Raw genomic sequence first — 22,496 nt, forward strand, 5'->3', positions numbered from 1 at the left:
GAGGCGCTAAGCATCTCAAGCCGTTACACGGCCGCAGAAGCCTACCGCAATGGCGAAATGACCGACCTGGGTATTGAATTTACCAATGGTTGGAATGTAGCTGGGGAATTTGCATTGTACCAGAACACGCCTAACCCTTTTGCAGCAGCAACCCTGATCGGGTTCAATCTGCCCGAGGATGCAGCGGCAACGGTAACGATCAATGACGCTAGCGGTCGAGTACTCCGGGTAATCAAAGGTGATTACGCAGCAGGTTACAATACGATCAATGTGACGAAGCAAGATCTCCAAGGCGCTACTGGTGTACTGAGCTACACGATAGAGGCCGGCGAACATCGCGCGACGAAGCAGATGATCGTGGTGGATTAATTCCTCACGATATATAGACAACAGGCGGCGGTATCCTTCGGGGTGCCGCCGTTTTTTATTTGCACCCCCAGATGCATTGAACCACCAAAGGCAGCAAAGGTTTTTGAGCCATATGAGGGATTATAAGGGCATTTAAGGGGGGAGGCAAACATGACACGACGTAGATGAAATCTACGCCGAACGGGGCATATAAGTGGGCGGTAAACCAAAAGACTGGTTAACTGGTCTTTATGTTTTTTACTTGATGGATCATTATTTTTTGCACCACCTGAGGCACCTGAGGCAAATTCATGAATTTGCCTTGAAATTTGCCTTGAAATTTGCCTTGAACTCGTGCTATTAACGAGCCCCAATCGCTAGAACAGCAATAGCCGCGCAGGCCGTGAGGCCGGAGCGCGGGGCCCGGAGGGCGCAAGGCCGAGGGATGGCAGCGGTATGCAATGCGCAGCAATGCATGAGAGCGAACAGCCTGGTGCCGTAGTGGCGGCGGCGCAGCAACGCTACTACCGGCGCGGCCCCAAGAAGAAGTCAATAAAAAGTAACTAGGCTAGTTTATCTATCGTAGCAGCATTGAATATATCGAGGGTTACATCGCGAACCTTAAGGAAAACAGCGCGAATTACACAGTCCTCTTCCTGGTTGCATTCCTCACAGGGCGTATAGTAATTGAGGGATACACACGGCATCAATGCAATAGGGCCATCCATAATACGCATCACTTCCGTGAAGGAAATTTCTGACGGCTGCTTGAGCAATCGATAACCGCCGTAGCGCCCTCGTTTACTAACGAGAATACGTTGGTTACAAAGTTCCCGCAGGATACTTTCTAAAAATTTCTGAGGGATATTTTCATTCTTGGCAATCTCTGAGGCAAAAATAGATCGATCATCGGCCTCATTACGAGCGATGTAGAGAATTGCTTTTATCGCGTATTTACATTTTTTAGATACCATCAATAATTAGTCTGTTAAGCAAAGATAAGCATTTGTACAACAGTGTTAATGTCTTTAATTCCTATCAATTCTATAGATTTTATCAAATTAATTGGTTTAAATCAAATTTGCCCTTATCTTGCCGCACGAAAACAAGCTCCTAGTACTCCAAAAGACTCTTGGCTAACATGAAAAGTTTTAGAACAGAATTAGAAGACCCTATAGTAGAAAAGGACATCCTTGAACTGGAACGGAAGATATTTGCTTTCCGCAATGGCAAAATTGATGAAGAACAATTTCGCAGTTTGCGCTTAGCTCGTGGTGTTTATGGGCAGCGGCAGGAAGGCGTTCAGATGGTTAGAATAAAAATTCCTTTTGGAAAAGTTGATACTCGCCAGCTGCGTCGCATTGCAGATATTTCTGATAAATACGCTACCGGAAATTTGCACTTGACGACCCGGCAGGATGTACAGATTCACTACGTGAGCCTGGACAGAACCCCTGAGTTATGGGCAGAATTAGAGCAAGATAAGATTACACTGCGCGAGGCTTGTGGCAATACTGTTCGCAACATCACTGGTTCTCCATTAGCGGGGATAGACCCTGCTGAGCCCTTTGACATTGCTCCCTACGCTGAAGCCGTTTTTCAATACTTCCTACGCAATCCTATTTGTCAGGATATGGGAAGAAAGTTTAAGATTTCTTTTTCTTCTTCTGATCAAGATGACAGTTATTCTTTTGTCCATGACTTGGGTTTTATCCCTAAGGTAAAAAATGGTAAACGCGGATTTAAAGTGATGTTGGGAGGTGGAATAGGGTCGCAACCAAAGCATGCAGAAATCATCTTTGAGTTCTTGCCTGTAGACCAACTTATTCCCTTAACCGAAAGTGTATTGAGGGTATTTGACCACTACGGGGAGCGCAACCGCAGGCACAAGGCTCGAATGAAGTACTTGCTACAAGAGGTAGGCCTGGAGGGGTTTAAAAAACTAGTTACTGAGCAACAATTGAGTTTGCCTTACCACTCCTACCCTATTGAGATGAAGCCAACGGTTGTTCCTACTATAAAGAAATCGGCAATAAAGCATGATCTATCACTAGTAGAAAACACTGATTTTCTATTCTGGAAGAGCACCAATGTATTGCCACAGAAGCAAGATGGGTTTTATGCAGTGGGAATAAAGTTAACGAATGGCGATATTAGCAGCGATCATACAAGAGCACTTGCGAAGGTGATTGATGAATTGGCTGGCCCCGAATTACGTCTTACTATTGAACAAAACATCCTACTCCGATTTGTGCCCCAAAGTAACCTTCCTGCTCTCTACCAAGCTCTTAAAGGTTTGGACTTAGCTGATCCTGGATACAAATCACCGTTGGACATTGTTGCATGCCCTGGTACTGACACGTGTAACCTTGGAATTTCCAGCAGTATGGGTTTGGCACGAGCGTTGGAGCAATTAATGACAGAAGAATACCCTGAACTTGCTAAAGACAAAGACCTTGTTATAAAAATAAGCGGTTGTATGAACGCTTGTGCCCAACATACTTTGGCTAGTATTGGATTTCAGGGGATGACCATAAAAGCGGGGAAACTCATAGCACCAGCATCTCAGTTGCTTTTAGGCGGAGGCAACTTGGGCAATGGGCAGGGGCGCTTTGCTGATAAGGTGTTGAAAATGCCTGCACGCCGAAGCACGGAAGCTTTAAGAAGGTTACTCAAAGACTATTTGTCGAAGAAAGAAACAGGTGAACTGTATCATGAATACTATGATCGCCAGGGGCAGGATTACTTCTATCAAATGCTTAAAGATCTTTCGGTTACCGACCAACTGCAACCGGAAGATTTTGTTGACTGGGGAAATAAAGAACAGTACGTTCGGGCCATTGGCGTGGGAGAATGTGCTGGCGTTACGGTAGATCTCGTTGCCACGCTCTTGATCGAAGCCAACGATAAACTAGACAATGCGCAATCAGCTTTAATCAGCGAGCGCTATCCAGATGCTATTTACTGGGCCTATACAGCGATGTTGTATGCTGCAAAAGGATTACTTACGCCAACAGACGCCAAACTAAACTCGCAGCGGTCGATTATTAAAGCATTTGACACGCACTTTGTGGAGAATCAATCCTTTGACCTTGATATTCCTTTCAGTGAAATCATCCTAAGGATGAAGAAAGAAGCTCCTACAGCCGAGTTTGCCACTCAGTATTTGCAAGGTGCCCAACTGGTGGTAGGAAAAATTGAATCCATTCGCCAACAACAACTTGAGCCTCAAGTATCCTAAACTACTTTACACGATGAAATCTTTCAATCAGAAAGCGAAAATAACCCTCGTAGGTGCAGGGCCTGGTGACCCAGAGCTATTAACGATCAAAGGATTACGCGCTATTCAAACCGCCGACGTTATCCTTTATGATAGCCTTGCTAATCCAGAGTTACTGGATCACGCCCCTCACGCCCACAAGGTTTTTGTAGGCAAACGCAAGGGATGGCAGAAGTTTTCGCAAGATCAAATCAATGGCCTTTTAGTAGATTTTGCCAAGTTCCCCTACCATATCGTACGCCTAAAAGGAGGTGATCCGATGGTTTTCGGACGCGCGATGGAGGAGATCGCAACTGCCCATGCACACAATATCCCGGTGGAGGTTATTCCTGGCATTTCTTCTTATTCCGGTGCCGCAGCCTATCAGCAAATTCCGATTACAGAACGAGGTGTTAGCCGTAGTTTCTGGGTCGTTACGGGTACGAATAAAAACGGTGAACTCTCCAAAGATCTACAGCTCGCTGCTCAGTCATCGGCGACCGTCATTGTACTTATGGGAATGAGTAAGTTGACAGAAATTGTAGACTTGTTCAGCCAGCATAAGCCAGCAGATTATCCGGTGAGTATTGTACAAAATGCAACCCGGCCCGACACTCGCAGCTTGAGTGGCCAGCTTGATAATATTGTCGCACTTAACACCATCGCTCAGCTGGGTAGTCCTGGTTTGTTGCTGTTTGGGGCTGCAGCCCGGAACATGGATGCTGTTCAGAAAGAAATAGCTGCTATTAAAACCACCGAAAGATGAACACCCTCTACCCTATCTTCCTGAAGACAGAGCAGCTGGATTTTCTCATTATTGGAGGTGGAAATGTAGCCTACGAAAAGCTATTTTTTATTCTCAAATCCAGTCCGCAGACCAAAGCGACGGTAGTGGCTCCTTTTATCCGTGAAGAAGTTCGCGCGTTGGCTGACGACTATGCTGTAGAACTGGTAGAAAACACCTACAATCCTGAGTACCTGGAAGGCAGGCACATCGTTATAGCGACGACAGATAACCCTGTCGTAAATCGTCAGGTTTATGAAGATGCAAGAGCAAAGCAGCTATTGGTGAATGTTGCCGATACCCCTGAGCTTTGTGATTTGTATTTGGGCGGAATCGTCACGAAAGGCAACCTGAAAATTGCCATTTCTACCAATGGAAAATCGCCTACGGTAGCAAAACGTCTGCGGCAGTTATTTGAAAATATCTTCCCTGAGGATATGGATAAACTCTTACAAAACCTACACCGTTATCGTAGTACGCTAAAGCTATCGTTTGAACAGAAAGTGGATCGTATGAATGCTTTAACGCAAGAATTAATAAAAAGCGATGATTAAGACAGACATTCTCATTATTGGTGCTGGCCCGGTAGGCCTTTTTACTGTATTCGAAGCGGGCTTACTCAAACTCCGTTGCCACATCATTGATGCGTTGCCACAGCCTGGGGGCCAATTGACCGAGATTTACCCCAAAAAACCAATTTACGATATTCCTGGTTATCCTTCCGTATTGGCGGGAGAGCTGGTGGATAATCTATTGGAGCAGATTGCCCCCTTCAAACCTGGCTTTACCCTGGGTGAACGTGCCGAAACTTTGGAGAAGCAGGAAGATGGCCAGTGGCTGGTAACCACCAATGAAGGTACTCAACACCTGGCACCAGTGATTGCTATTGCCGGAGGCTTGGGGAGCTTTGAACCACGGAAACCTCCTATTGCCAATATCGATGACTTTGAGAAGAAAGGCGTCAACTACTTCGTCAAAGATCCGGAGATATACCGGGATAAGCGAGTAGTCATCGCTGGTGGTGGAGATTCTGCCCTTGATTGGGCCATCTTCCTCGCAGATGTAGCTTCCGAAGTAACGCTGGTACACCGGCGCAATAGTTTCCGGGGCGCCATTGACAGTGCAGAAAAAGTCCAACAGTTGGACATGGAAGGTAAGATCAAACTTATCACAGAAGCCCAGGTAACTGGCTTGAAAGGAGGTGATCACCTGCAGGAAGTGACCATTAAACATAAGAATTTGGGAGAATACGAAAAGGCGACAGATTACTATCTCCCCTTATTTGGCTTATCGCCTAAACTCGGCCCTATCGGCAACTGGGGGTTAGAGATTGAAAAAAATGCCATTGTCGTAGATACTTTTGATTACCGTACCAACATCGACGGCATTTTTGCTATTGGTGATGTGAATACTTACCCTGGAAAACTGAAGCTAATTCTTTGTGGTTTTCACGAAGCAACACTTATGGTACAAACTGCTTTTAGTATTGTTTACCCCGACCAGAAGAAGAGTTTTAAGTATACAACGGTACAAGGGGTAGAAGGATTCTAGGAACTGGTTCATTCTAACAATCCGTATTCGAGGCCAATACGCACGAGGCCAGCTGTATTCCTTGCGCCTAATTTAATGAGAAGATTCCGCCGGTGAGTTTCAACGGTACCGAAGCTGATGGTCAGCTTTTCGGCGATTTCACCGGTGGTAAATTCATCAACAATGAGTTGTAAAACCTGCTTTTCTCTTCTCGATAATTGTGGGAAAGGAGATTTGTTTATTTTTTCGACTCTGCTTCCTAAACTTGCCATCACGATGTCGGCAACTTCAGGGCTATAGTACTTTTGCCCGGCGGTGACGGCTCTGATAGCCCTTAATACTTCTGCTTTACCGGCGTTTTTTAATAGGTATCCGTTAGCTCCATTCTTGAGCATCATCTTAATGAGGCTAGCTTCCTTTAGCATGGACAGTACCAGAATTTTGACACCTGGATAGTTTTTACTGATATGCTTACAGGCTTCCAGCCCATTCATGCCTGGCATATTGATATCTAGTAAAACCAAATCAAAAGCTCCCTTCGTTAGCAGATCGAGGGCTGACTGGCCATCATTGGCTTCGCCTGCGCATTCAATATCAGCCTCACTGGAAAGCATTAGTTTAATACCATCGATTACCAACTGATGATCGTCGGCGATAAGGAGTTTAATCATGGCATGTTTTATTTAGAATAGGGTTTTTGTCTTCCGGCGAAAAAGCTCACCGGAAGACACTGTAGCTGCTAACATCATAGGGTTTTGCTGGTACAATTTTGGGATCAAACCAGAAACAAAGTTTTACGAAGGAGTTTACCAGGTATCTTTCTTCACAATAACTTTAATTACAAAATAAAGTACACTCTACGATAAAAGGAGTAAGAATTCAGAAAAAACAAAACTACTGGAATTCATATAGGTTTATGTTAATGGAAATTGTAAGGAAATAGTAGTTCCTTCCCCTGTGACGCTGTCAACATCGCAAGTTCCCTTTAGATAACGAACCCGAGAATCCATACTTTTCAAGCCTATTGATTGTTTTTGCAATCCTTTATCCACCTCAAAACCTGAGCCATCGTCTTCGATAGTAGCATTTACAACTTCCTGATGAACAATAACTTGAATCAATACATGCTTAGCTTTTGCATGTTTTAAAATATTATTTACGGCTTCCTGCATAACCCTGTAAAGGGCAATTGTCCTAATTTCATCAATTTTTTCAATAGCCCCCACTACCTCCAAGGTACACTCCAAGCCATTGGTCCTAACCTGAACAGCCAAGTCTTCCAAGGCCCCTCTCAGGCCGGAATACAGTAGTGCAGCGGGCATCATATTCTGAGAAATCCGGCGTACTTCCGTGCAAGCCCGGTCAATCAGCTCCCCCGTCATAGGAGCTATTTTTTCTGTAGCTTCTTCAATAGGGAAATGGCTGACCAAGGTACTATAATGCGCCTTGATTGTGGTAAGTAAGCCTCCCATTCCATCGTGCAAATCTTTTGCAATACGCTGTCGTTCTTGTTCTTGTCCTTCAATCATGGAGGACATTGCCAACAGCGTTTTTTCCTGTTCCAGTTGCTGAATCCGTTGCTCCTGGAGGGCGGCCTCCTGGTTAACTAATAGTTCCCTTTGGTGCATTCTTTGCCGAAGACCACCAAAAACAAGTACACCTAATAAAACTAAAAAAACGGAGCTTCCCAACCAAATATTTCGCTCCTGGGTCTTTTGCTTGAGCTCCAACTGATTGATTTTCAACGCCTGTTCTTTCTTTTCTGTCTCATACTGCACTTCGAACTGCCGCAGATTGCGCTCAGATTCTTCATTTTTCAAACTATCCAATACCTGATAACTAGCATTGGTATATTCAAGCGCTTTAAGGTAATTGCCCTCGCGCTGATACAGCTCCGCCAAGCGCTTCCTGATAAATCCAATGTAAGAGGAGTAGCCAGCATTGGTATATAATATGTCTGATTTTTCGTAAGCTTCTCTCGCCAGAGTATAATTGCGATCATTGTAATAAATTTCACCAAGGTCATGATAACACCAGGCAATACGATGAGGCCTACCAGAATCTCTAAAATAATCAATAGCGTCATAAATGACCTTTACCATGTCAATATCTTCACCGGCAACCATCGAATAAAGTGCAATATGCTCAGGTTTTTCAAGTAATGAAGCACTGAAGCTATTGGCCCCCTTATATTCATTCCACATAAGCCGTACGTCACGAAGCAAATCGAAGCGGCGAAATTGAGCTGCATAAGCAAAAGCCCGGTAAAGTAAGAACCCCCGATTGGCAGATGGGCCATTGTCTGGATAAAGTGCTATAGATTTACGAAACTCCGCATCGGCTGCAGGAAGATCACGCCGCTCTCTATTAATTGTAGCAAAGCTTAAATAACAACGCCAGAGCTCATCTTCCATGCCCGTTTTGATAAAGCCTTTTTCTGCTTCTTGGGTATAAAAGAAGGCCGAATCCAATTCAAAGCCCCTGCCATGACTAAGGCCTAAATTAAGGTTTACCCAGGCAGAACCTTTCTCAATATTGTGCTTTTGGGCTAAGTACAGTGCCTTGTAATAATAATCTCTTGCTTCTATTAATTCTCCTTTTGAGCTATAGCTCCGCCCAATGGTCAAGCTAACATGCATGAGCGAGGTCGGATCATCATGCTCCTCGCCTATCTTACGCAACATCGCTGTAAAATAGAACATGCTGTCACTGTTATACATTTGGTAGTGATCCGTTAGAGAAATCAAAGCGTCCTTTCTTAACTCCCAGGAGTCATTGGTCTCTGCTTCCCTGCGCAAACTATCCAGGGGGTAGGGTGCAGCAATTGCCTCATTGGACATTTGTAAAAAAAAAGCAATTCCTAATACTGATATTATATTCCTCACCAATGCATCAATTGTTATTATTACTAAGGTAGTACTATAAGAGGCAATAAAGCTCCTTTTTTCTGTCTGCTTAAAACTAAGGGAATTCCTGTAGAAATAAAAAGGCAGGAACAGCACCTATTTGCCGCTCCTGCCAAAAAAATGAAAAGCTCTTTTTCTTAAAAGCCTTTTTCAGCTTATAATTTACTTAATCGCAAGGTTTTTTGTCCTTCCGAAGTTTGAAGGCGGAAGAGGTAAATACCTGCTGGCTGCCTTGAAAGATCAATTTCCAGGTTATTCACCCCACCATTTGATCTAAGGGTCTGTTGCTGAAGGAGCTTACCATTGAGGTCAAACAACTGCCAATTGTAATCTCCTGCCTTTATTGATTCCCAATTCAACTGCACTGTGCTTGAAGTAGGGTTTGGCGCTGCACTTAAGTTTTTGAGTGCTACTACTTCTTGTGTACTACTTATTAATGAGAATACAGGGTTACTGGTAAATCCATCATCTTCACCGCTAAGGTTGATCGTTACCGAGAAGGTATTTGTACAACCATCAATAGACGTCGTGGTGAGTGTAACCGTATAAGTGCCTGGTTCAGTATAGGTGTGGAATGCTAACGGATCCATACTAACGGTACCATCACCAAAGTCCCACTCGAATTGCACCGCATCAGGGCTAGACAAGTTGATGAAATAAACCTCCAGGGTTGTTGGATTGATAATGGGTAGGAACCAAGCCCGGCATTCTAAATCACCGTACCAGACGTTTGTCCCCGCAGTAAGCGCTATTTGTATACTACTTTCACAATCATCACTAATGACTGTTAGGCTCACCACATAAACGCCTTCGGTAGCATAAGTATGCGTAGGGTTCTGCTCTGTGGAAGTCGTGCCATCACCAAAGTCCCAAATCCAGGCATTGATATCACCCAGGGAGAAATCAATAAACTGGTAGCTTAAGAGATCATCTGCATTCGGTTGCTCGAAAAAGAAGAACCCTTGACAAGCAGGGCCGCCAACACCGCCACCATCGCCTACACACAAGTGATAAGTAGTCGACAAAGTGCCGCATTCAGGGCCTTCAATCACCAGCGTGACATCATACACTCCTGCTTCTTCGTAAATATGCTCTGGATTCTGCTCGGTAGAGGTCGCACCATCACCAAAGTCCCAGAACCAAGAAGTAATACCACCTATCGTGAAGGATTCATCGGTAAAGGTTACCCTATGACCTAGCTCTGCATCATCATAAAATAGGTAGCTAAAATCGGCGTAGCACTCGTTTCCATTATCACAAGGGAAGATATCATCGGCCCCGTAGCCTGCACAAATAGCATAGCAAGGATTGATAAACTCTATGAAATCACCTGTGGCAGGGTCAATGACACAAACAGGCAAGTAGTAATCATCGCAGGTGCAGTCACCACAATCAACAAACTGATCAGGCGTGAAGCCTTCACACTCGGCCATACAGGCATTAGAGAAGGTGATGATTACGCCATCAGGAGTGGCAACACAGACGGGATCCCAAACGGTATCACAAACGCAGTCCTCTTCACAATCAACATAATACTCAGGGCCGAAGCCTTCGCATTCTGCATAACAGGCGTTGGGGAAGGTAATAATACCTGCAAATCCATTTACACAAACAGGATCCCATACGGCAGGGCAATTACAGGTTTCGTTACAATCTTCGTATTGATCAGGACCATAACCTTCACATTCTGCATAACAAGCATTGATAAACTCTATGCTTTCTCCGGTAGCTGGATCCGTGACACAAACGGGTTCGTAAACCTGAGGGCAAACGCACTCTTCTTCACAATCCACAAATACATCAAAGCCGTAACAAGCTGCTTCGCATGGATTAGCAAAAGTAAAATTGTATCCCTCGTCTGTAACGACACAAACGGGGTCCCATACATCGTCACAGAAACAGGACTCGCCACAGCCATCCAGCCAAGTTGCCGGGCCGTAGCCGGCACATTCGGCGAAGCAAGTATTAGGGAAATTGATTACACCAAAGGGCGTACCTACGCATACAGGAGTTCCTCCGTCTTCACAACCACACTCGTTCTCACAGTCAAGGAATTGATCTGGGCTGTAGCCGGCACATTCTGCAAAGCAAGGGTTATCAAACGTGATTACGTTACCTAAATCATCTAGCACACAAACCGGATCGAGGTATTCCGGGCAGTTACATTCATTACCATTACAGTGATAGTAAACATCTGGGCCATAGCCCTCACATTCTGCCTCACATGGGTTTATGAAGGTCAGGATAATACCACCACCAGGCGTAGCTACACAAACCGGATCAAAGAGGTCTTGTGGGCACTCACATTCATTTTCACAGTCTTCCCATTGGTCAGGGCCATAACCTTCACATTGAGCAAAACAGAAGTTACTGAAGGTTAAAACAGTACCATCATCAAGCGTCACGCAAACCGGGTCGTAAAATTCCGGGCATACACAACCACCATCACAAGGCTGGTACTGACCTGGCTCAAACCCTGCACATTCTGCAAAGCAAGCATTGGTAAATTCGATAACTTCACCAAACGGTGTAATAACACAAACCGGGTCATATTCATCGGTAGGACAATTGCATTCCGATTCACAATCCATCCATTGATCGGGGCCATAGCCTTCACATTCGGCGAAGCAGTGGTTTTGAAATTCGATGGTAACCCCATCAGGGGTTGTGACACATACAGGTGCATAAAATTCTGGACAGCCGCATTGATTACCTTCACAAGAAGTGTAAACATCGGGACCATAGCCGGCGCATTCAGCAAAACAAGGGCTAACAAATTCTAAAATAGCCCCGCTAGGTGTAAAGACGCAAACTGGGTCATATTCATCGGTAGGACAATCACAGTTTTCATCATCATAAACCGTTACCAACTGAACGACCGTAGCTTCACAATCCTCTCCAGTGATGGTTAAAAGGACCTCGTATTCTCCAGCTTCTGAATATACGTGTACAGGATTTTGCTCATCACTGACACCTCCATCTCCGAAGCTCCAAGACCATGAATCGATACCTTCCTCTCCAGGGTAGGAAACATCAAAGAAATGAACCGCGAAACCTTCGTCAGAAGGTACTTGCTCATAATAAAAATAAGGAGCACATTCAGTAGGTGGAGGAGGATCAATCCCTCCACAAATAGTCAGGTTGATTTCGTACGTCACTTGATCAGGAACAGCATCAAAAAAGACCGAAATAAAATCCCCAGTACAGATATCCTGTGTTCTTACTTCTATCCCCCCAGGATCGCCGAGTGAGGTTTCAATCAATTGCTCATAGGAGCCGTCATCATTCGTAATAATCGCACCAACTTGAGTGCCATCAGAGAAGAATACCTCGATGGGCCAACCAGGAACCCCGGGGCCGTCTTCTTGTCCAAAAGTAACTTGTCCGAAGATCGTTACCTGAGCACTGAGTAAGCTGCATAAGAGCAAGAAACTCAGTCCAAATAGGAATTGTTTAAGCATAATTAGGTAATTTTGAGTTATAGTTATTAAAGGTTTTTCAGGAAACCAGAGGGTCAGGCTCTTGTCCTGGCCTTTTTTATTAGATTCCCTAATAAAATTATTGTTGTAGCATTTTTAGCCAGGAAATACCTTGGGAGCCTTCGATTTTAAGATGGTAACAGCCAGGTTCTAAGTTTAAGTCTGGCAAATTCCAGCTTCGTCGTGGGCTAAATTCATAAGTACAGACCCTTCTTCCAAGACCATCTACCAAGGTTAATTTTGCAAAAGGTAAAGCCGTACTAATCGTACAAGGACCGGTACTAGGATTAGGATAAAGTTTTGCTTTCAAAGCATTAATGGGGTCTGCAGTAGCAGCAATAACTCCTGGGCGGTAAAGTTTCACCTCAAAAGAATCTACCGTTACTGGAATTGGCGAAAGCTCGCCGTCTACCAATTGCATGCCCTCTATTTTCAGCCAAGAAGAAAGTGTATCGGGTGCAACTTCAAGGAGATCAACCATATCACTTATGATGATAATACTCAGGGTTCCGCCAGTTCCGCCTCCCGTTACAGGGTTATTCCCCAAACGTGTCATTCCTATATTAATCTCTCCAGGAGAGGTGTTTTGCAGGCTAATACCTTGGCCGTCTTCTTTGAGCCAGTTGCCGGTAGACGAAAAATTAACTGTTGAAAAATGAGCGCTTTCGTATTTTATTCGAAATGCAGCCCCATTTACTTCTTGAAAATTGTTAATAATAAAATCAATAGGAATCTCAGCCGTTTCATTACTTGTCAGTGGTAGTAAAACGGTTTCATTATTCCATCGAATAGCTGCTGGGGCTTCTATTTCATTCGGAGACAACTCTACGGGGGTAACAATATCGTGGATGATGCCAAAATTTTCATCCCAGATGAAAAAGTCAAAAAGGTTTACCGCACCATTCCCATCTACATCAGCATGTATATAATTTAACCCTATTGGAAAAGACGCTCCCCAGAACTGAGGAATCGCCTGTGCCATAGAAGCATCTTCATTTTGGATACGTGCCGGCCCAGTAGCACCCATTGCGTATCCGATAAGGGGTACATCGTATTCATCAACTTTCCCATTTGCATTTGCATCACCAGGAAAAACCGTTGATTGAGCAAATACGCAATTGGCAAAAACACCTGCCAATACTATAAAAAGGAGCCTTGTATTCATATCAAATTCAATTTCATAAAATAAAAATAGGTGCAATTCCTTAGCACAGCAACAACAATATTGGTCTTTTTTCGTAAATTACAGCTATTCAATTTATCATAAAAACATGATTTACAGCAATTTAACACATTTATTTATCAAATTAATTGACCTTGTCAAGTAACAAAGACGGTGAAAAAAAGTAAGCTATTAGACATTTGCCAAGTACTCCAATCAGAAGAATGGCGACAATTATTTGATTATGTTAGTTCTCCCTATTTTAACAAGCAGGATGCTGTAACAAAACTATGCTCTCACCTGCGAGAGTTATCCAAGAAAAAATTCCCAGGTCATCTTTTAAATAGACAAGCAATCTGGACCACCCTCTTTCCCGAAACGAACTTCTCAAACAAAGAAATGGCCTACCTTATGAGTAGCCTTCTCAAATTAATCGAGGACTTTTTAGGGCAAAAAGAGTTAGAAGATAACCCACAGCAAAAGGAAACCTTCGTATTGAAAGCTTTGGCTCAACGAAAACTAAAAAAGAGTTACACCTATCGGTTAAGGAAACTAAAGAAGGAAGTACAAGATGGAGGAAGGAGAGACGCCCAGAGTTACAAGCTACTTCACACTATTGCGACTATAGAAGACATCACCTTTAATGCTCAAAATCTAAGACAGGAAAACCCACACTTACAGGAACAGAACAATGCCTTGGATCAGTACTTTATCCAAACCAAGTTAAAATTGTACTGTAACATCCTTAATCATGCAGAAGTCATCAGAACCGACTATCAAATCACCTGGCCACAAGATCCACAAGCAAGAAAAATAGACGATTACGACAATTATGTCACTAAAACCTATCAATGCCTTTTTGAACTCTTATTAAAAAAGGAGCCAAACGAAGCGTTCTTCCATTTATACGACTCTTTTCTTGATACCGTAGCTAATATGGTAGGCAAGCAAGAACTTATTGATATGTATTACTATGCCATTAATTATTGCCTGAATGCGATCAACAAAGGAGAAAGACAATATGCGAACAAGCTTTTACAGCTCTACCAGACAGGGCTTTCCAAAGAATACTTGCTTGTAAATGAAGAACTTTCGCCATGGATTTACAAAAATATCATCAAATTAGGTCTAGGGTTAAAGCAGTTTGAATGGACAGAAAATTTCATTCTTAACTATACTAAAAAGCTGCCTTCTGCTTATCGCGATGATGCCTTATATTTTAATTTATCTGACTTAAGATACCATCAAAAACAATATGATGAAGCGTTGGCGCTTTTAAACAAGGTAGATTTCTCAGACCTTTTCTACAAGCATGGAACCAAGATAATGCTCTTAAAAATCTACTTTGAAAAACGTGAAACAGAAGCATTATTAAGCCTCTCAGGCTCTTATAAACTCATGTTAATCAGAGAAAAAGAACTTTCTGGAAGTATATTAAGCGCTTACAAAAATTTTGTGCGATTACTAGAAAAAACCTACCGAGTGAAAGACAACGGAAAAGATCACCTCCAGAAAATTGAAAATGAAATCATCAAAACCAAAAACATCAATGCACGCCAATGGTTGTTAGAACAAATAAAGGAAATGAACAAAAAATAAAGCAGCAATACTCGAATTCTTAACCCTAGCTTGCCTAACCGCCTAATTTTTCGTTCCTTCACGAGGAGAAAACAGGCCTTGAGCACTGAACCGCATACTATGAAAATGGACTTACAAAACTCTACTACCGTTACCTGGCTTATTGTGCTGGTAATACTATTTATTGCGGTAGGCTATTCTGTCTTTGCGATCAACAACAAGCCGCCACAAATGGCATTTACTGTTGCTGATGACTATACCTTTCCCTATAAAATTGATAAAAAAGGATTTCGTACAGAACTGAATCCCATTCTCAAAGAGATTTCGGGAATCACCTCCATTAACCAAGATCAGGTTATGGCTATTCAGGATGAGAAGGGTATCCTCTTTACCCTAGACCTTAACACCGGAAATATTGTAAGTCAGACCCCTTTTGATAAAGACCGTGACTACGAAGACCTTTGCCTAGTGGGCGATCATGTCTTTATCCTTGAGCGAGATGGTGATCTCTATCAGTTTAACCTGGCTGCTACTGATACCGTCCAGAAGTTTGAGACCTCCTTTAGTTATCGTAATGACACGGAGAGCCTATGTTTTGATGCATCGCGCAACCGCTTACTCATCGCCCCAAAGGACGGTGCACCGGATGATACCGTAGAATTGCCTAAAAACGTAAAAGGCATTTATGCTTTTGACTTGATTACCAAACGGGTAAGCCAAGAACCCGTTATCACAATTGCCGAAAAAGAAATTGGCCGCATCATAGGTAACGGTGGCAAACCTTACTCCTTCAAACCATCAGCAATAGCGGTACACCCCAAGACGGGGCACATCTACGTATTGGCTTCTGTAGGGAAGGTTTTAATTGTTGTTGACCCTGTAAGTAATCAGGTGATGCACGTTCAGTTATTGGATGAATCTGTGTTTCCTCAGCCAGAGGGTATGACCTTTGATACTGCGGACAATCTATTGATTTCCAGTGAAGGATTGCTTGCCAAAGCTGCGTCTATTACCCGATTTTCTGCTAAAACGACCAAGTAGTGCAACTCCGAACTCTACCTCTATACGCTGTTCTGTTAATGGTGATGCTACCTAGCTGTAGCAAATATTTCCTACCTAGCGATGCCGAACCTACCAATTACCGAATGACGGTAGCAGAGGAGCCGGCTGACACTGACCCGTTGCATGCAATCATTGCGCCTTACAAAACAGCCCTTGACAGGAAGATGAACAGCGTCATCGGAGAAGTATCAGGAAGGTTATTCAAAGAAAAACCTGAATCTCCGTTAGGCAATTGGGTCGCTGATGCTTTACAAACAGAAACACAGGCGATCAGTAAAGGGGCCATAGATGCTAGTGTGCAAAACTATGGCGGCTTGCGTATTCCTGAACTACCTGCAGGGCCTATTACACTGGGGAAAATCTATGAATTGATGCCTTTTGACAACATGCAGGTCATTGTAGAAATGTCAGGTAGTATAACACAGCGTTTCTTTGACCTTATTGCAGCAGACGGTGGCTGGCCCGTTAGTAAAGAGGTTCAATTTGTCCTCAAAGGGAAACGTGCCGATCGCCTTACCATCAGCGGCAAGCCCATTGACCCACAGGCAACCTATCGAATTGCTTTGCCTGACTATATTGCCAATGGAGGCGGTGATGCCGATTTCCTGATCGACCTTCCTAGAGAAAACACCGGGCAGTTTGTCCGTGATCTCCTTATTCGTCATGTACAAAGGTTGACAGAACAGGGCCTACCTGTTTCCGCTATTTCCAATGGACAGCGAATTATTTGGGGCGATTAGTTCCGTTTTCAGTATCTCTATCCGAGTCTCCGTGCCGTTCTGGCCTTAAAAAATAAGTAAATCATGCGTAGAAGAACGTTCCTCCGTCAAATTAGTGCTACCGGCCTCATGATTGGTAGTGGCCTGAGCCCAGCCTTAGCGCTTGGTACTTCTGATACTGTCTCTCTAACTATTTTGCATACTAATGACTGGCACAGCCGAATTGAACCGTTCCCTATGGATGGTGGCCGCAACGCAGGTATGGGCGGTGCCGTGCGCAGAGCACAGAAGATCGCCGCACTACGCAAAGAGTTGGAGCACGTCTTGTTGCTGGATGCCGGAGATATTTTCCAGGGAACGCCCTATTTCAATCTCTACAGCGGAGAACTCGAATTCAAACTCATGACTGAGATGGGTTATGACGTCGCCACTATTGGTAACCATGACTTTGATGGTGGCATCGAAAACCTGGCTAACCAATTTGATCAGCACGCCTCTTTTGGTTTGGTCAATAGTAATTACCGCATGGAGAACACTCCTTTAGCTGGTAAAGTAAAGCCCTATCAAATCATTGAGAAAGGCTCCTTACGCATTGGCATCTTGGGGGTAGGTATCGAATTAGATGGGCTTGTACCTGCTTCTTTGATCGGAGAAACTGTTTATACCGACCCTATTGCTGCTGCCAACAAAACAGCCATGCACCTAAAGATGGAGGAGAAGTGTGATTTGGTCATCTGTCTCTCCCATCTTGGTTACCGTTATCGTGAAGAAAAGGTAAGTGACCTGGTTTTAGCTGCCCAAAGTCGTAATATTGACCTCATCCTTGGAGGGCATACCCACACCTTCCTAGACGAGCCCGTTGTTGTAAACAACAGAGACCAGCAAGGCGTGCTTGTACACCAAGTTGGTTGGGCAGGTATCCTGCTAGGTAGGATCGACGTCAGCTTTGACAAGCGTAGGGGCAAGCGATGTTTTAACTGTGCGAATGAGTGGTTGGGGTAGGTAAAATATGAACCTCCCCTTTAGATATCGCCATTCGCTTCCATTTTTTTTCCTAACAAACCATACCCATAGGCTTTTGGCCAATGCTTGAAAAGCAACTTGTACAATGGGTTAATAATAAAATATAACCAGGGGAAGAAAATCACAAGAAAGAATCCAAAAAACCAACTAGCCCCAGTAACTAATAAATCCCAAATATACACTTGCAAAGTGCTCATTTTATATTTTTTGTATTTCTTATAACTGTCTATTATCTCTTCTGCCTTAAAGAAATCTTTTAATTCAATATTGCCCTTTGCATATTTTATCTCGTTTATCTTAAACATTGGAGTAACAAAGAAAGAATAGATAAGAATAAACAACACCTGAAAGGAAAAGGCAAGTGAGACTTTGAACTGGGTGTCATCAATCATTGAATCGAAAGTGGCGCTTGAACTACCAATAGCATTACCAAAAATAAATGTTAGCCAATCAAGAATAAATTCAATATAATGATAACCAACAGCTGTCAGAATTAATATTTTCGGCAGATCATATACTAGCTTCAAACCAATAAGTACAGCTCCTTGCTTGATGTTTCCACCTATGTTTGACAAGCGATTAACTGTAGGCGCGATGCCCGTTACTTTTTGAGTAGAAAGAATCATATTTCTAATAATATCAAGCCGCCAACCTCGTATAAAAAATGTGGAAATTCTAGATGGTGACAGAAAAACATACACTAGCAGAGTCTGCCAAACCCTCCTTCTGGAGGCACTATCAGATAAAGGTACTATTAGGGCATTTTTAAGCTTAGATATCTCATTTAATGGAATTTTAAATCCTTGCAAAGGAATTTCTTCTACCTCCTGAATATCTAACGCTAGTGCTTCTGCTCCACCTGGCGGATTGGTTACAATTATTCTTTTTCCTTCTAATTCCTTAGCTCTTTCATTACTAAGGTCAACAAACAACTCATAAGTTTTCATCGAGAATGTTTTGATAGGTTGACTCATTTTGTTCAAAAACAGAAAGTGCAATTAGCTTCCTTCCTAAAATACCATAGGCATACCCTTTTACCCAATGCCGAGCGAATAATACAAACAGAGGCATAATGAAAAAGAATAACCAGCCAACAGTCCAGCTGAACCAGGTCACAAAAACATCGACAGATAAGACAAAGCCATATACACCGTACACTAGTGCTGAGTGAGTTTTAAATATTGCAATTGCTTTTTTTATTTGTGTCATTGAAAAAAAGCCCCACCCTCTACTCTTTCCTAATGCATAACTAACCATAATAATCCTATAAACCGGCCAAACTAAAATGACATAGAGCGCAAGAACGACCAATTGAATAATTACTTCAACACCAAATTGGGGTAATACCTTTTTGATAAAAAACGCGCCCATGCCCAAATTGTCGGAATTCATTGCTTTATCCCATAAAAAAAAAGCGACTTCTTTGGCTATGCCAAGCATTTTTGCACCTGACAGAAATACAACAATAACAAGTGGCAAGAAATATACTGTCCTTGAAAAAATAAGAACTAAGCCTTTCCAGTAATATTTAAGAAGTAAATCAGGCCTAGGAGAAGGAATGAGTTGAGGCTTTTTTAATGCTACGTTTTTTACAACCTGAAGTCGCCATCCACGAACCAAAGGTTCATTTAACTTCCAAAGAAAACTGAGTACGATACTAATAAATGCAATTATTCCAAAATATCCAAGCGCAACTACGTTTGTGAAAGGACGTATAATCAAACTAATTTGTGCTCGAATATGTCTCCAAAAATCGTCCTCTCTATTTTCAATAGCGAAATGTTCCCTGTCAACAGCACCCTTTGCTTTAAATCTAATTTGCTCGCCTTCACTAAGGCTCCAGGAAACTTCTTCCCTCTCATCATAAATAGACGGCATAGCCGTTATCTTGTATCTGACTTTCATTCATTAATGGGTTTTAGGAAATGCATAATCTATCCAAGCAAAAGATACAAATTAAAAATTAAACCTTATCAAAAAAAATAATTAAAACCCTCCCCGCTCTCAACCAGTGGATTTTAATCCTTTAATAAAATGTGCAGAATGGCAAATACACAATTGTCAATATTCAATGAACTTACACACAGCAAACTAAACTACCCCAGACCGCCTGTTGTTGATCCTCTTTTATATCAATCATATAAAATAGCGGTACTTGAACAACCAAGGTGGTGCTATTATTATTTTCCACCGTCTTACCATCAATCCTTCGGAGGTGGTGCTTTCTGTTGTTCGTCAAGCAACAACATTCGTAACGCACGTCTCATAAACTCATCAAAATTAGCACCTTGTGAATCATCTAACAAAGCCTTTACTTCAGCAAAATGCTGAAATGTTCCTTCAATTTTTGCTCTCTCTATTCCCAATATTTCCGCCATAAGACTGTCGGGGTCTTCCGATTTCGGATAACCCAACAAGGGTTCAAAATAGTTTTTCAACATACTATCCTCCTGTTTACCTAGCTTAGTCATTGCTTCGCTATGCTTCATGGCCGACTCAACAAAAGCTGCTTCTTGCTCACTACTCAGCTGTAGTACACTGACTGCTTCCTCCCTGAAATTTTGTCTGCCGGGACCATTAGGAGGCCCCGGTCGCCCCAAAAAGAAGAAAGCGACCAACAACAGGTTCAATGAAAGCAATAACCAGGTAGCGTATTTATAAAACTGGGCTGTTTTCATTATTCATAAATTTTAAAATCGGATACCAGTTGTGTATTTCCTGTGAAATCTACTGAGGCATATCCATTATTATTGTTGACGGTATAGCTACGGATAGCAACCACGTTCAGTAGAAGCAATACCGCAGCAATAGCAATGCTCCACCGAATCTGCCGCATAGGAATGATCTTACCTTTTCCTTTCGGCTTGGTAATCCGTGCCTCGATAGCTTCGAACAGGTCAACAGGGGGCGCAGCGCGTTGCATTCCTTGTAGACTGTCCATCACCTCATTCACCCATTTTTCTTGTTCGTTTTCCATCATATTTATTTTTTTCTTTAGCGTTTTTTACGATTCGGGTATTCGCTTGCCAAGCGAGTTCTCAAGTTTTTCTTAGCTCGATGAAGCAAGGATTCTACTGCTTTCAACGATACGCCCATAATGTCGGCTACCTCCTGACGAGGTAAATCATCTACATAACTCAAAATAAAAGCTGTCTTTTGCTGTTCGGCAAGGGTGTTTATCGTTCGAAACAAAGACCGGGCGGCTTCTCTATTCTCCAGTAAAACACCTGGGTGATCGAAGTCTGGTTGGTCATTATGTTGTTCGTCAATACTTAGAAACAAAACCCTTTTTTTTCGTTTCAGAAAATTGAGGGAAGTGTTGATCGTGATTCGATAAATCCATGTGCTCACTTTTGCTTCTGACCTAAAAGTATCCGCTTTGCGAAAAACGTTTGTAAACACATCCTGGGCAATCTCTTTAGCATCATCTGGATTTTGAGCATAACTCAAGGCAGTATTGTATACTTGCTTGCTGTACAAGTCATACAATTCTCGAAAAGCAGCCTGATCGCCCTTTTCTATCGACTTAAGTAATACTCGCGGTCTATCCAATAGTTCGCATCTTTAAAAGTAAAATCCCTTATCTACTGGTTTGACAAAAGATCTGCTTAAATCCTTCGCTTGTTTTTAAAAAACTTCAGGTATTTTAATACCCGTATTTTCTAGCGTAACAAAAGCAGCTTTGTAGAAAAAGTGAATCTTTAATCTATCTGTCTATTCTCAAAATAAAACCGAGCAGCTACCAAATCCTCTAGTGCGTAGCCCACTGATTTAAATAAGGTTATTTCTGTATTAGATGTCCGCCCTTTTATTTGGTCAGCACACAGCTCCCATAGTTCTCCTTTTATATCCTGAAGGTCAATTACACCACGCCGTAGTGGTTGAAGGAGGTCACCACTTTCCTGGGTTGCGCCAGCCAAGGTATCTACAAAGACCGAAGAAGCTTTAATAACCTCGTCATCAACTTCGCGCATGGCTGGCTTATACGAACCTACCAAATCAAGGTGATGACCTGGCCGTAAGTGCTGTCTTTTCAATATCGGTTCTTGAGCCATTGTCGCACAAGAAATGATATCGCAATAAGGGGTAATCTCTTCTAACCTATCAACACTATTAATCTGCACATTATTAATGACCATGCTCTTCGCTAGCTCCTCCGCCTTACGAGGGTCTCTTCCCCATATATAAACTTCGCGAATAGGTCGTACACTGCAGTGAGCACAAATAAGCTCAGGAGCAAGTACACCAGTGCCTATCTGCAATAAAGAGGACGATGATTCTTGGGACAAGTAGCTACTCGCTAGTGCGGAAGCCGCAGCCGTACGCTTCTTGGTAAGTGTAGCAGCATCCATGATTGCTAAGGGAAGTCCGGTAATTATATCCAGGTAAATCATTAATCCCTGGATACTAGGCAGGTTTTTGAGGCGATTTTCTGGCGTTACAGTCACCAACTTAACGCCCATATCCAGCCCCTCTTGCCAGGAAGGCATCATCAGTAAAGTATTTACCTCTCCATAATGATGATGACTTCGCAGCGGAACAGCTACCTTCTTGTTAGCGAAAGCATTACGTAAAACAGCTATGAGTGCCGGATAGCTATGAATGGCCTCCAGGTGTTCTGCACTCAGAAAAGGAATATCACTCAT

Annotated in this window: 20 protein-coding genes; 9 read left to right on the forward strand and 11 right to left on the reverse strand. The window is 42.9% G+C overall.

The window, feature by feature from the left end:
* Window positions 1-369: T9SS type A sorting domain-containing protein (locus A3EU_RS31740; RefSeq protein ID WP_044086679.1), on the forward strand; the 369-nt coding region annotated here is incomplete at its 5' end.
* 542 nt (window positions 370-911) lie between these two features.
* Here A3EU_RS31740 and A3EU_RS0124500 read toward each other — a convergent pair.
* A complete protein-coding gene (locus tag A3EU_RS0124500; protein ID WP_020538832.1) occupies window positions 912-1,322 on the reverse strand; it encodes an RrF2 family transcriptional regulator in 411 nt (136 codons plus the stop codon).
* Window positions 1,323-1,489: 167 nt separating this feature from the next.
* Here A3EU_RS0124500 and A3EU_RS0124505 point away from each other — a divergent pair, with 167 nt between their 5' ends.
* From A3EU_RS0124505 to A3EU_RS0124520, 4 genes are read left to right on the forward strand one after another with little or no spacing between them, the layout of a single operon-like run.
* Window positions 1,490-3,589 carry a HEPN domain-containing protein gene (locus A3EU_RS0124505; RefSeq protein WP_020538833.1) on the forward strand — a complete coding sequence of 700 codons (2,100 nt, stop codon included), beginning with the start codon at window positions 1,490-1,492 and terminating at the stop codon, window positions 3,587-3,589.
* Between the two features lie 13 nt (window positions 3,590-3,602).
* A complete protein-coding gene (cobA, locus tag A3EU_RS0124510) occupies window positions 3,603-4,373 on the forward strand; it encodes a uroporphyrinogen-III C-methyltransferase (protein WP_020538834.1) in 771 nt (256 codons plus the stop codon).
* Entirely contained in the window at window positions 4,370-4,945 is a 576-nt protein-coding gene (locus tag A3EU_RS0124515; protein WP_020538835.1) for a precorrin-2 dehydrogenase/sirohydrochlorin ferrochelatase family protein, read from the forward strand. Before cobA ends, A3EU_RS0124515 begins: the two co-directional genes overlap by 4 nt.
* Entirely contained in the window at window positions 4,938-5,942 is a 1,005-nt protein-coding gene (locus A3EU_RS0124520; RefSeq protein WP_020538836.1) for an NAD(P)/FAD-dependent oxidoreductase, read from the forward strand. The genes A3EU_RS0124515 and A3EU_RS0124520 overlap by 8 nt, the downstream gene beginning before the upstream one ends.
* 8 nt (window positions 5,943-5,950) lie before the next feature.
* Here A3EU_RS0124520 and A3EU_RS0124525 read toward each other — a convergent pair whose 3' ends face one another.
* The 4 genes from A3EU_RS0124525 to A3EU_RS0124540 form a co-directional block, all read right to left on the reverse strand.
* Window positions 5,951-6,592: a response regulator gene (locus tag A3EU_RS0124525; protein WP_020538837.1), complete on the reverse strand. Its 642-nt coding sequence runs from the start codon at window positions 6,590-6,592 to the stop codon at window positions 5,951-5,953.
* Between the two features lie 243 nt (window positions 6,593-6,835).
* A complete protein-coding gene (locus A3EU_RS0124530) occupies window positions 6,836-8,761 on the reverse strand; it encodes an ATP-binding protein (protein WP_020538838.1) in 1,926 nt (641 codons plus the stop codon).
* 221 nt (window positions 8,762-8,982) lie between these two features.
* A complete protein-coding gene (locus A3EU_RS34885) occupies window positions 8,983-12,288 on the reverse strand; it encodes a PKD domain-containing protein (RefSeq protein WP_026211568.1) in 3,306 nt (1,101 codons plus the stop codon).
* 97 nt (window positions 12,289-12,385) lie between these two features.
* Window positions 12,386-13,471, reverse strand: a complete 1,086-nt coding sequence (locus A3EU_RS0124540) for a hypothetical protein (RefSeq protein ID WP_156825898.1) — start codon at window positions 13,469-13,471, stop codon at window positions 12,386-12,388.
* Window positions 13,472-13,642: 171 nt separating this feature from the next.
* Here A3EU_RS0124540 and A3EU_RS0124545 point away from each other — a divergent pair, with 171 nt between their 5' ends.
* From A3EU_RS0124545 to A3EU_RS0124560, 4 genes are all read left to right on the forward strand, one after another.
* Complete coding sequence (locus A3EU_RS0124545; protein WP_044086686.1) at window positions 13,643-15,067, forward strand: hypothetical protein; 1,425 nt, start codon at window positions 13,643-13,645, stop codon at window positions 15,065-15,067.
* A 99-nt stretch (window positions 15,068-15,166) separates the two neighbouring features.
* The gene (locus tag A3EU_RS0124550; protein WP_020538841.1) at window positions 15,167-16,087 is read left to right on the forward strand and encodes an SdiA-regulated domain-containing protein; all 921 of its coding nucleotides are present in this window, start codon (window positions 15,167-15,169) and stop codon (window positions 16,085-16,087) included.
* Entirely contained in the window at window positions 16,087-16,848 is a 762-nt protein-coding gene (locus A3EU_RS31745; protein WP_026211569.1) for a 5'-nucleotidase C-terminal domain-containing protein, read from the forward strand. Before A3EU_RS0124550 ends, A3EU_RS31745 begins: the two co-directional genes overlap by 1 nt.
* 63 nt (window positions 16,849-16,911) lie before the next feature.
* The gene (locus A3EU_RS0124560; protein WP_020538843.1) at window positions 16,912-17,829 is read left to right on the forward strand and encodes a bifunctional metallophosphatase/5'-nucleotidase; all 918 of its coding nucleotides are present in this window, start codon (window positions 16,912-16,914) and stop codon (window positions 17,827-17,829) included.
* 20 nt (window positions 17,830-17,849) lie between these two features.
* Here the strand turns inward: A3EU_RS0124560 and A3EU_RS0124565 are convergent, their stop codons facing one another.
* From A3EU_RS0124565 to lhpI, 6 genes are all read right to left on the reverse strand, one after another.
* The gene (locus A3EU_RS0124565) at window positions 17,850-18,797 is read right to left on the reverse strand and encodes a hypothetical protein (protein ID WP_020538844.1); all 948 of its coding nucleotides are present in this window, start codon (window positions 18,795-18,797) and stop codon (window positions 17,850-17,852) included.
* Window positions 18,784-19,755: a hypothetical protein gene (locus A3EU_RS0124570; protein ID WP_020538845.1), complete on the reverse strand. Its 972-nt coding sequence runs from the start codon at window positions 19,753-19,755 to the stop codon at window positions 18,784-18,786. The genes A3EU_RS0124565 and A3EU_RS0124570 overlap by 14 nt, the downstream gene beginning before the upstream one ends.
* A gap of 296 nt (window positions 19,756-20,051) precedes the next feature.
* Window positions 20,052-20,528, reverse strand: a complete 477-nt coding sequence (locus A3EU_RS0124575) for a hypothetical protein (protein WP_020538846.1) — start codon at window positions 20,526-20,528, stop codon at window positions 20,052-20,054.
* Complete coding sequence (locus tag A3EU_RS31750; protein ID WP_020538847.1) at window positions 20,528-20,830, reverse strand: hypothetical protein; 303 nt, start codon at window positions 20,828-20,830, stop codon at window positions 20,528-20,530. Before A3EU_RS31750 ends, A3EU_RS0124575 begins: the two co-directional genes overlap by 1 nt.
* A gap of 14 nt (window positions 20,831-20,844) precedes the next feature.
* Window positions 20,845-21,402 carry an RNA polymerase sigma factor gene (locus A3EU_RS0124585; RefSeq protein WP_020538848.1) on the reverse strand — a complete coding sequence of 186 codons (558 nt, stop codon included), beginning with the start codon at window positions 21,400-21,402 and terminating at the stop codon, window positions 20,845-20,847.
* 149 nt (window positions 21,403-21,551) lie between these two features.
* Window positions 21,552-22,496, reverse strand: a complete 945-nt coding sequence (lhpI, locus tag A3EU_RS0124590; RefSeq protein WP_020538849.1) for a bifunctional Delta(1)-pyrroline-2-carboxylate/Delta(1)-piperideine-2-carboxylate reductase — start codon at window positions 22,494-22,496, stop codon at window positions 21,552-21,554.

It is taken from the genome of Lewinella cohaerens DSM 23179 (assembly GCF_000379805.1).
Lineage (GTDB): Bacteria > Bacteroidota > Bacteroidia > Chitinophagales > Saprospiraceae > Lewinella > Lewinella cohaerens.

Bases quoted from the DNA above. Each gene is read 5' to 3' on its own strand.
- A3EU_RS0124515 (WP_020538835.1), top strand. From the start codon at position 4,370: ATGAACACCCTCTACCCTATCTTCCTGAAGACAGAGCAGCTGGATTTT.
- A3EU_RS0124550 (WP_020538841.1), top strand. From the start codon at position 15,167: ATGAAAATGGACTTACAAAACTCTACTACCGTTACCTGGCTTATTGTG.
- A3EU_RS34885 (WP_026211568.1), bottom strand. From the start codon at position 12,288: ATGCTTAAACAATTCCTATTTGGACTGAGTTTCTTGCTCTTATGCAGC.
- A3EU_RS0124530 (WP_020538838.1), bottom strand. From the start codon at position 8,761: ATGTCCAATGAGGCAATTGCTGCACCCTACCCCCTGGATAGTTTGCGC.
- A3EU_RS0124565 (WP_020538844.1), bottom strand. From the start codon at position 18,797: ATGAAAACTTATGAGTTGTTTGTTGACCTTAGTAATGAAAGAGCTAAG.
- lhpI (WP_020538849.1), bottom strand. From the start codon at position 22,496: ATGAGTGATATTCCTTTTCTGAGTGCAGAACACCTGGAGGCCATTCAT.
- A3EU_RS0124500 (WP_020538832.1), bottom strand. From the start codon at position 1,322: ATGGTATCTAAAAAATGTAAATACGCGATAAAAGCAATTCTCTACATC.
- A3EU_RS0124520 (WP_020538836.1), top strand. From the start codon at position 4,938: ATGATTAAGACAGACATTCTCATTATTGGTGCTGGCCCGGTAGGCCTT.
- A3EU_RS0124570 (WP_020538845.1), bottom strand. From the start codon at position 19,755: ATGAAAGTCAGATACAAGATAACGGCTATGCCGTCTATTTATGATGAG.
- A3EU_RS0124525 (WP_020538837.1), bottom strand. From the start codon at position 6,592: ATGATTAAACTCCTTATCGCCGACGATCATCAGTTGGTAATCGATGGT.
- cobA (WP_020538834.1), top strand. From the start codon at position 3,603: ATGAAATCTTTCAATCAGAAAGCGAAAATAACCCTCGTAGGTGCAGGG.
- A3EU_RS0124575 (WP_020538846.1), bottom strand. From the start codon at position 20,528: ATGAAAACAGCCCAGTTTTATAAATACGCTACCTGGTTATTGCTTTCA.
- A3EU_RS0124540 (WP_156825898.1), bottom strand. From the start codon at position 13,471: ATGAATACAAGGCTCCTTTTTATAGTATTGGCAGGTGTTTTTGCCAAT.
- A3EU_RS31750 (WP_020538847.1), bottom strand. From the start codon at position 20,830: ATGATGGAAAACGAACAAGAAAAATGGGTGAATGAGGTGATGGACAGT.
- A3EU_RS0124560 (WP_020538843.1), top strand. From the start codon at position 16,912: ATGCGTAGAAGAACGTTCCTCCGTCAAATTAGTGCTACCGGCCTCATG.
- A3EU_RS0124505 (WP_020538833.1), top strand. From the start codon at position 1,490: ATGAAAAGTTTTAGAACAGAATTAGAAGACCCTATAGTAGAAAAGGAC.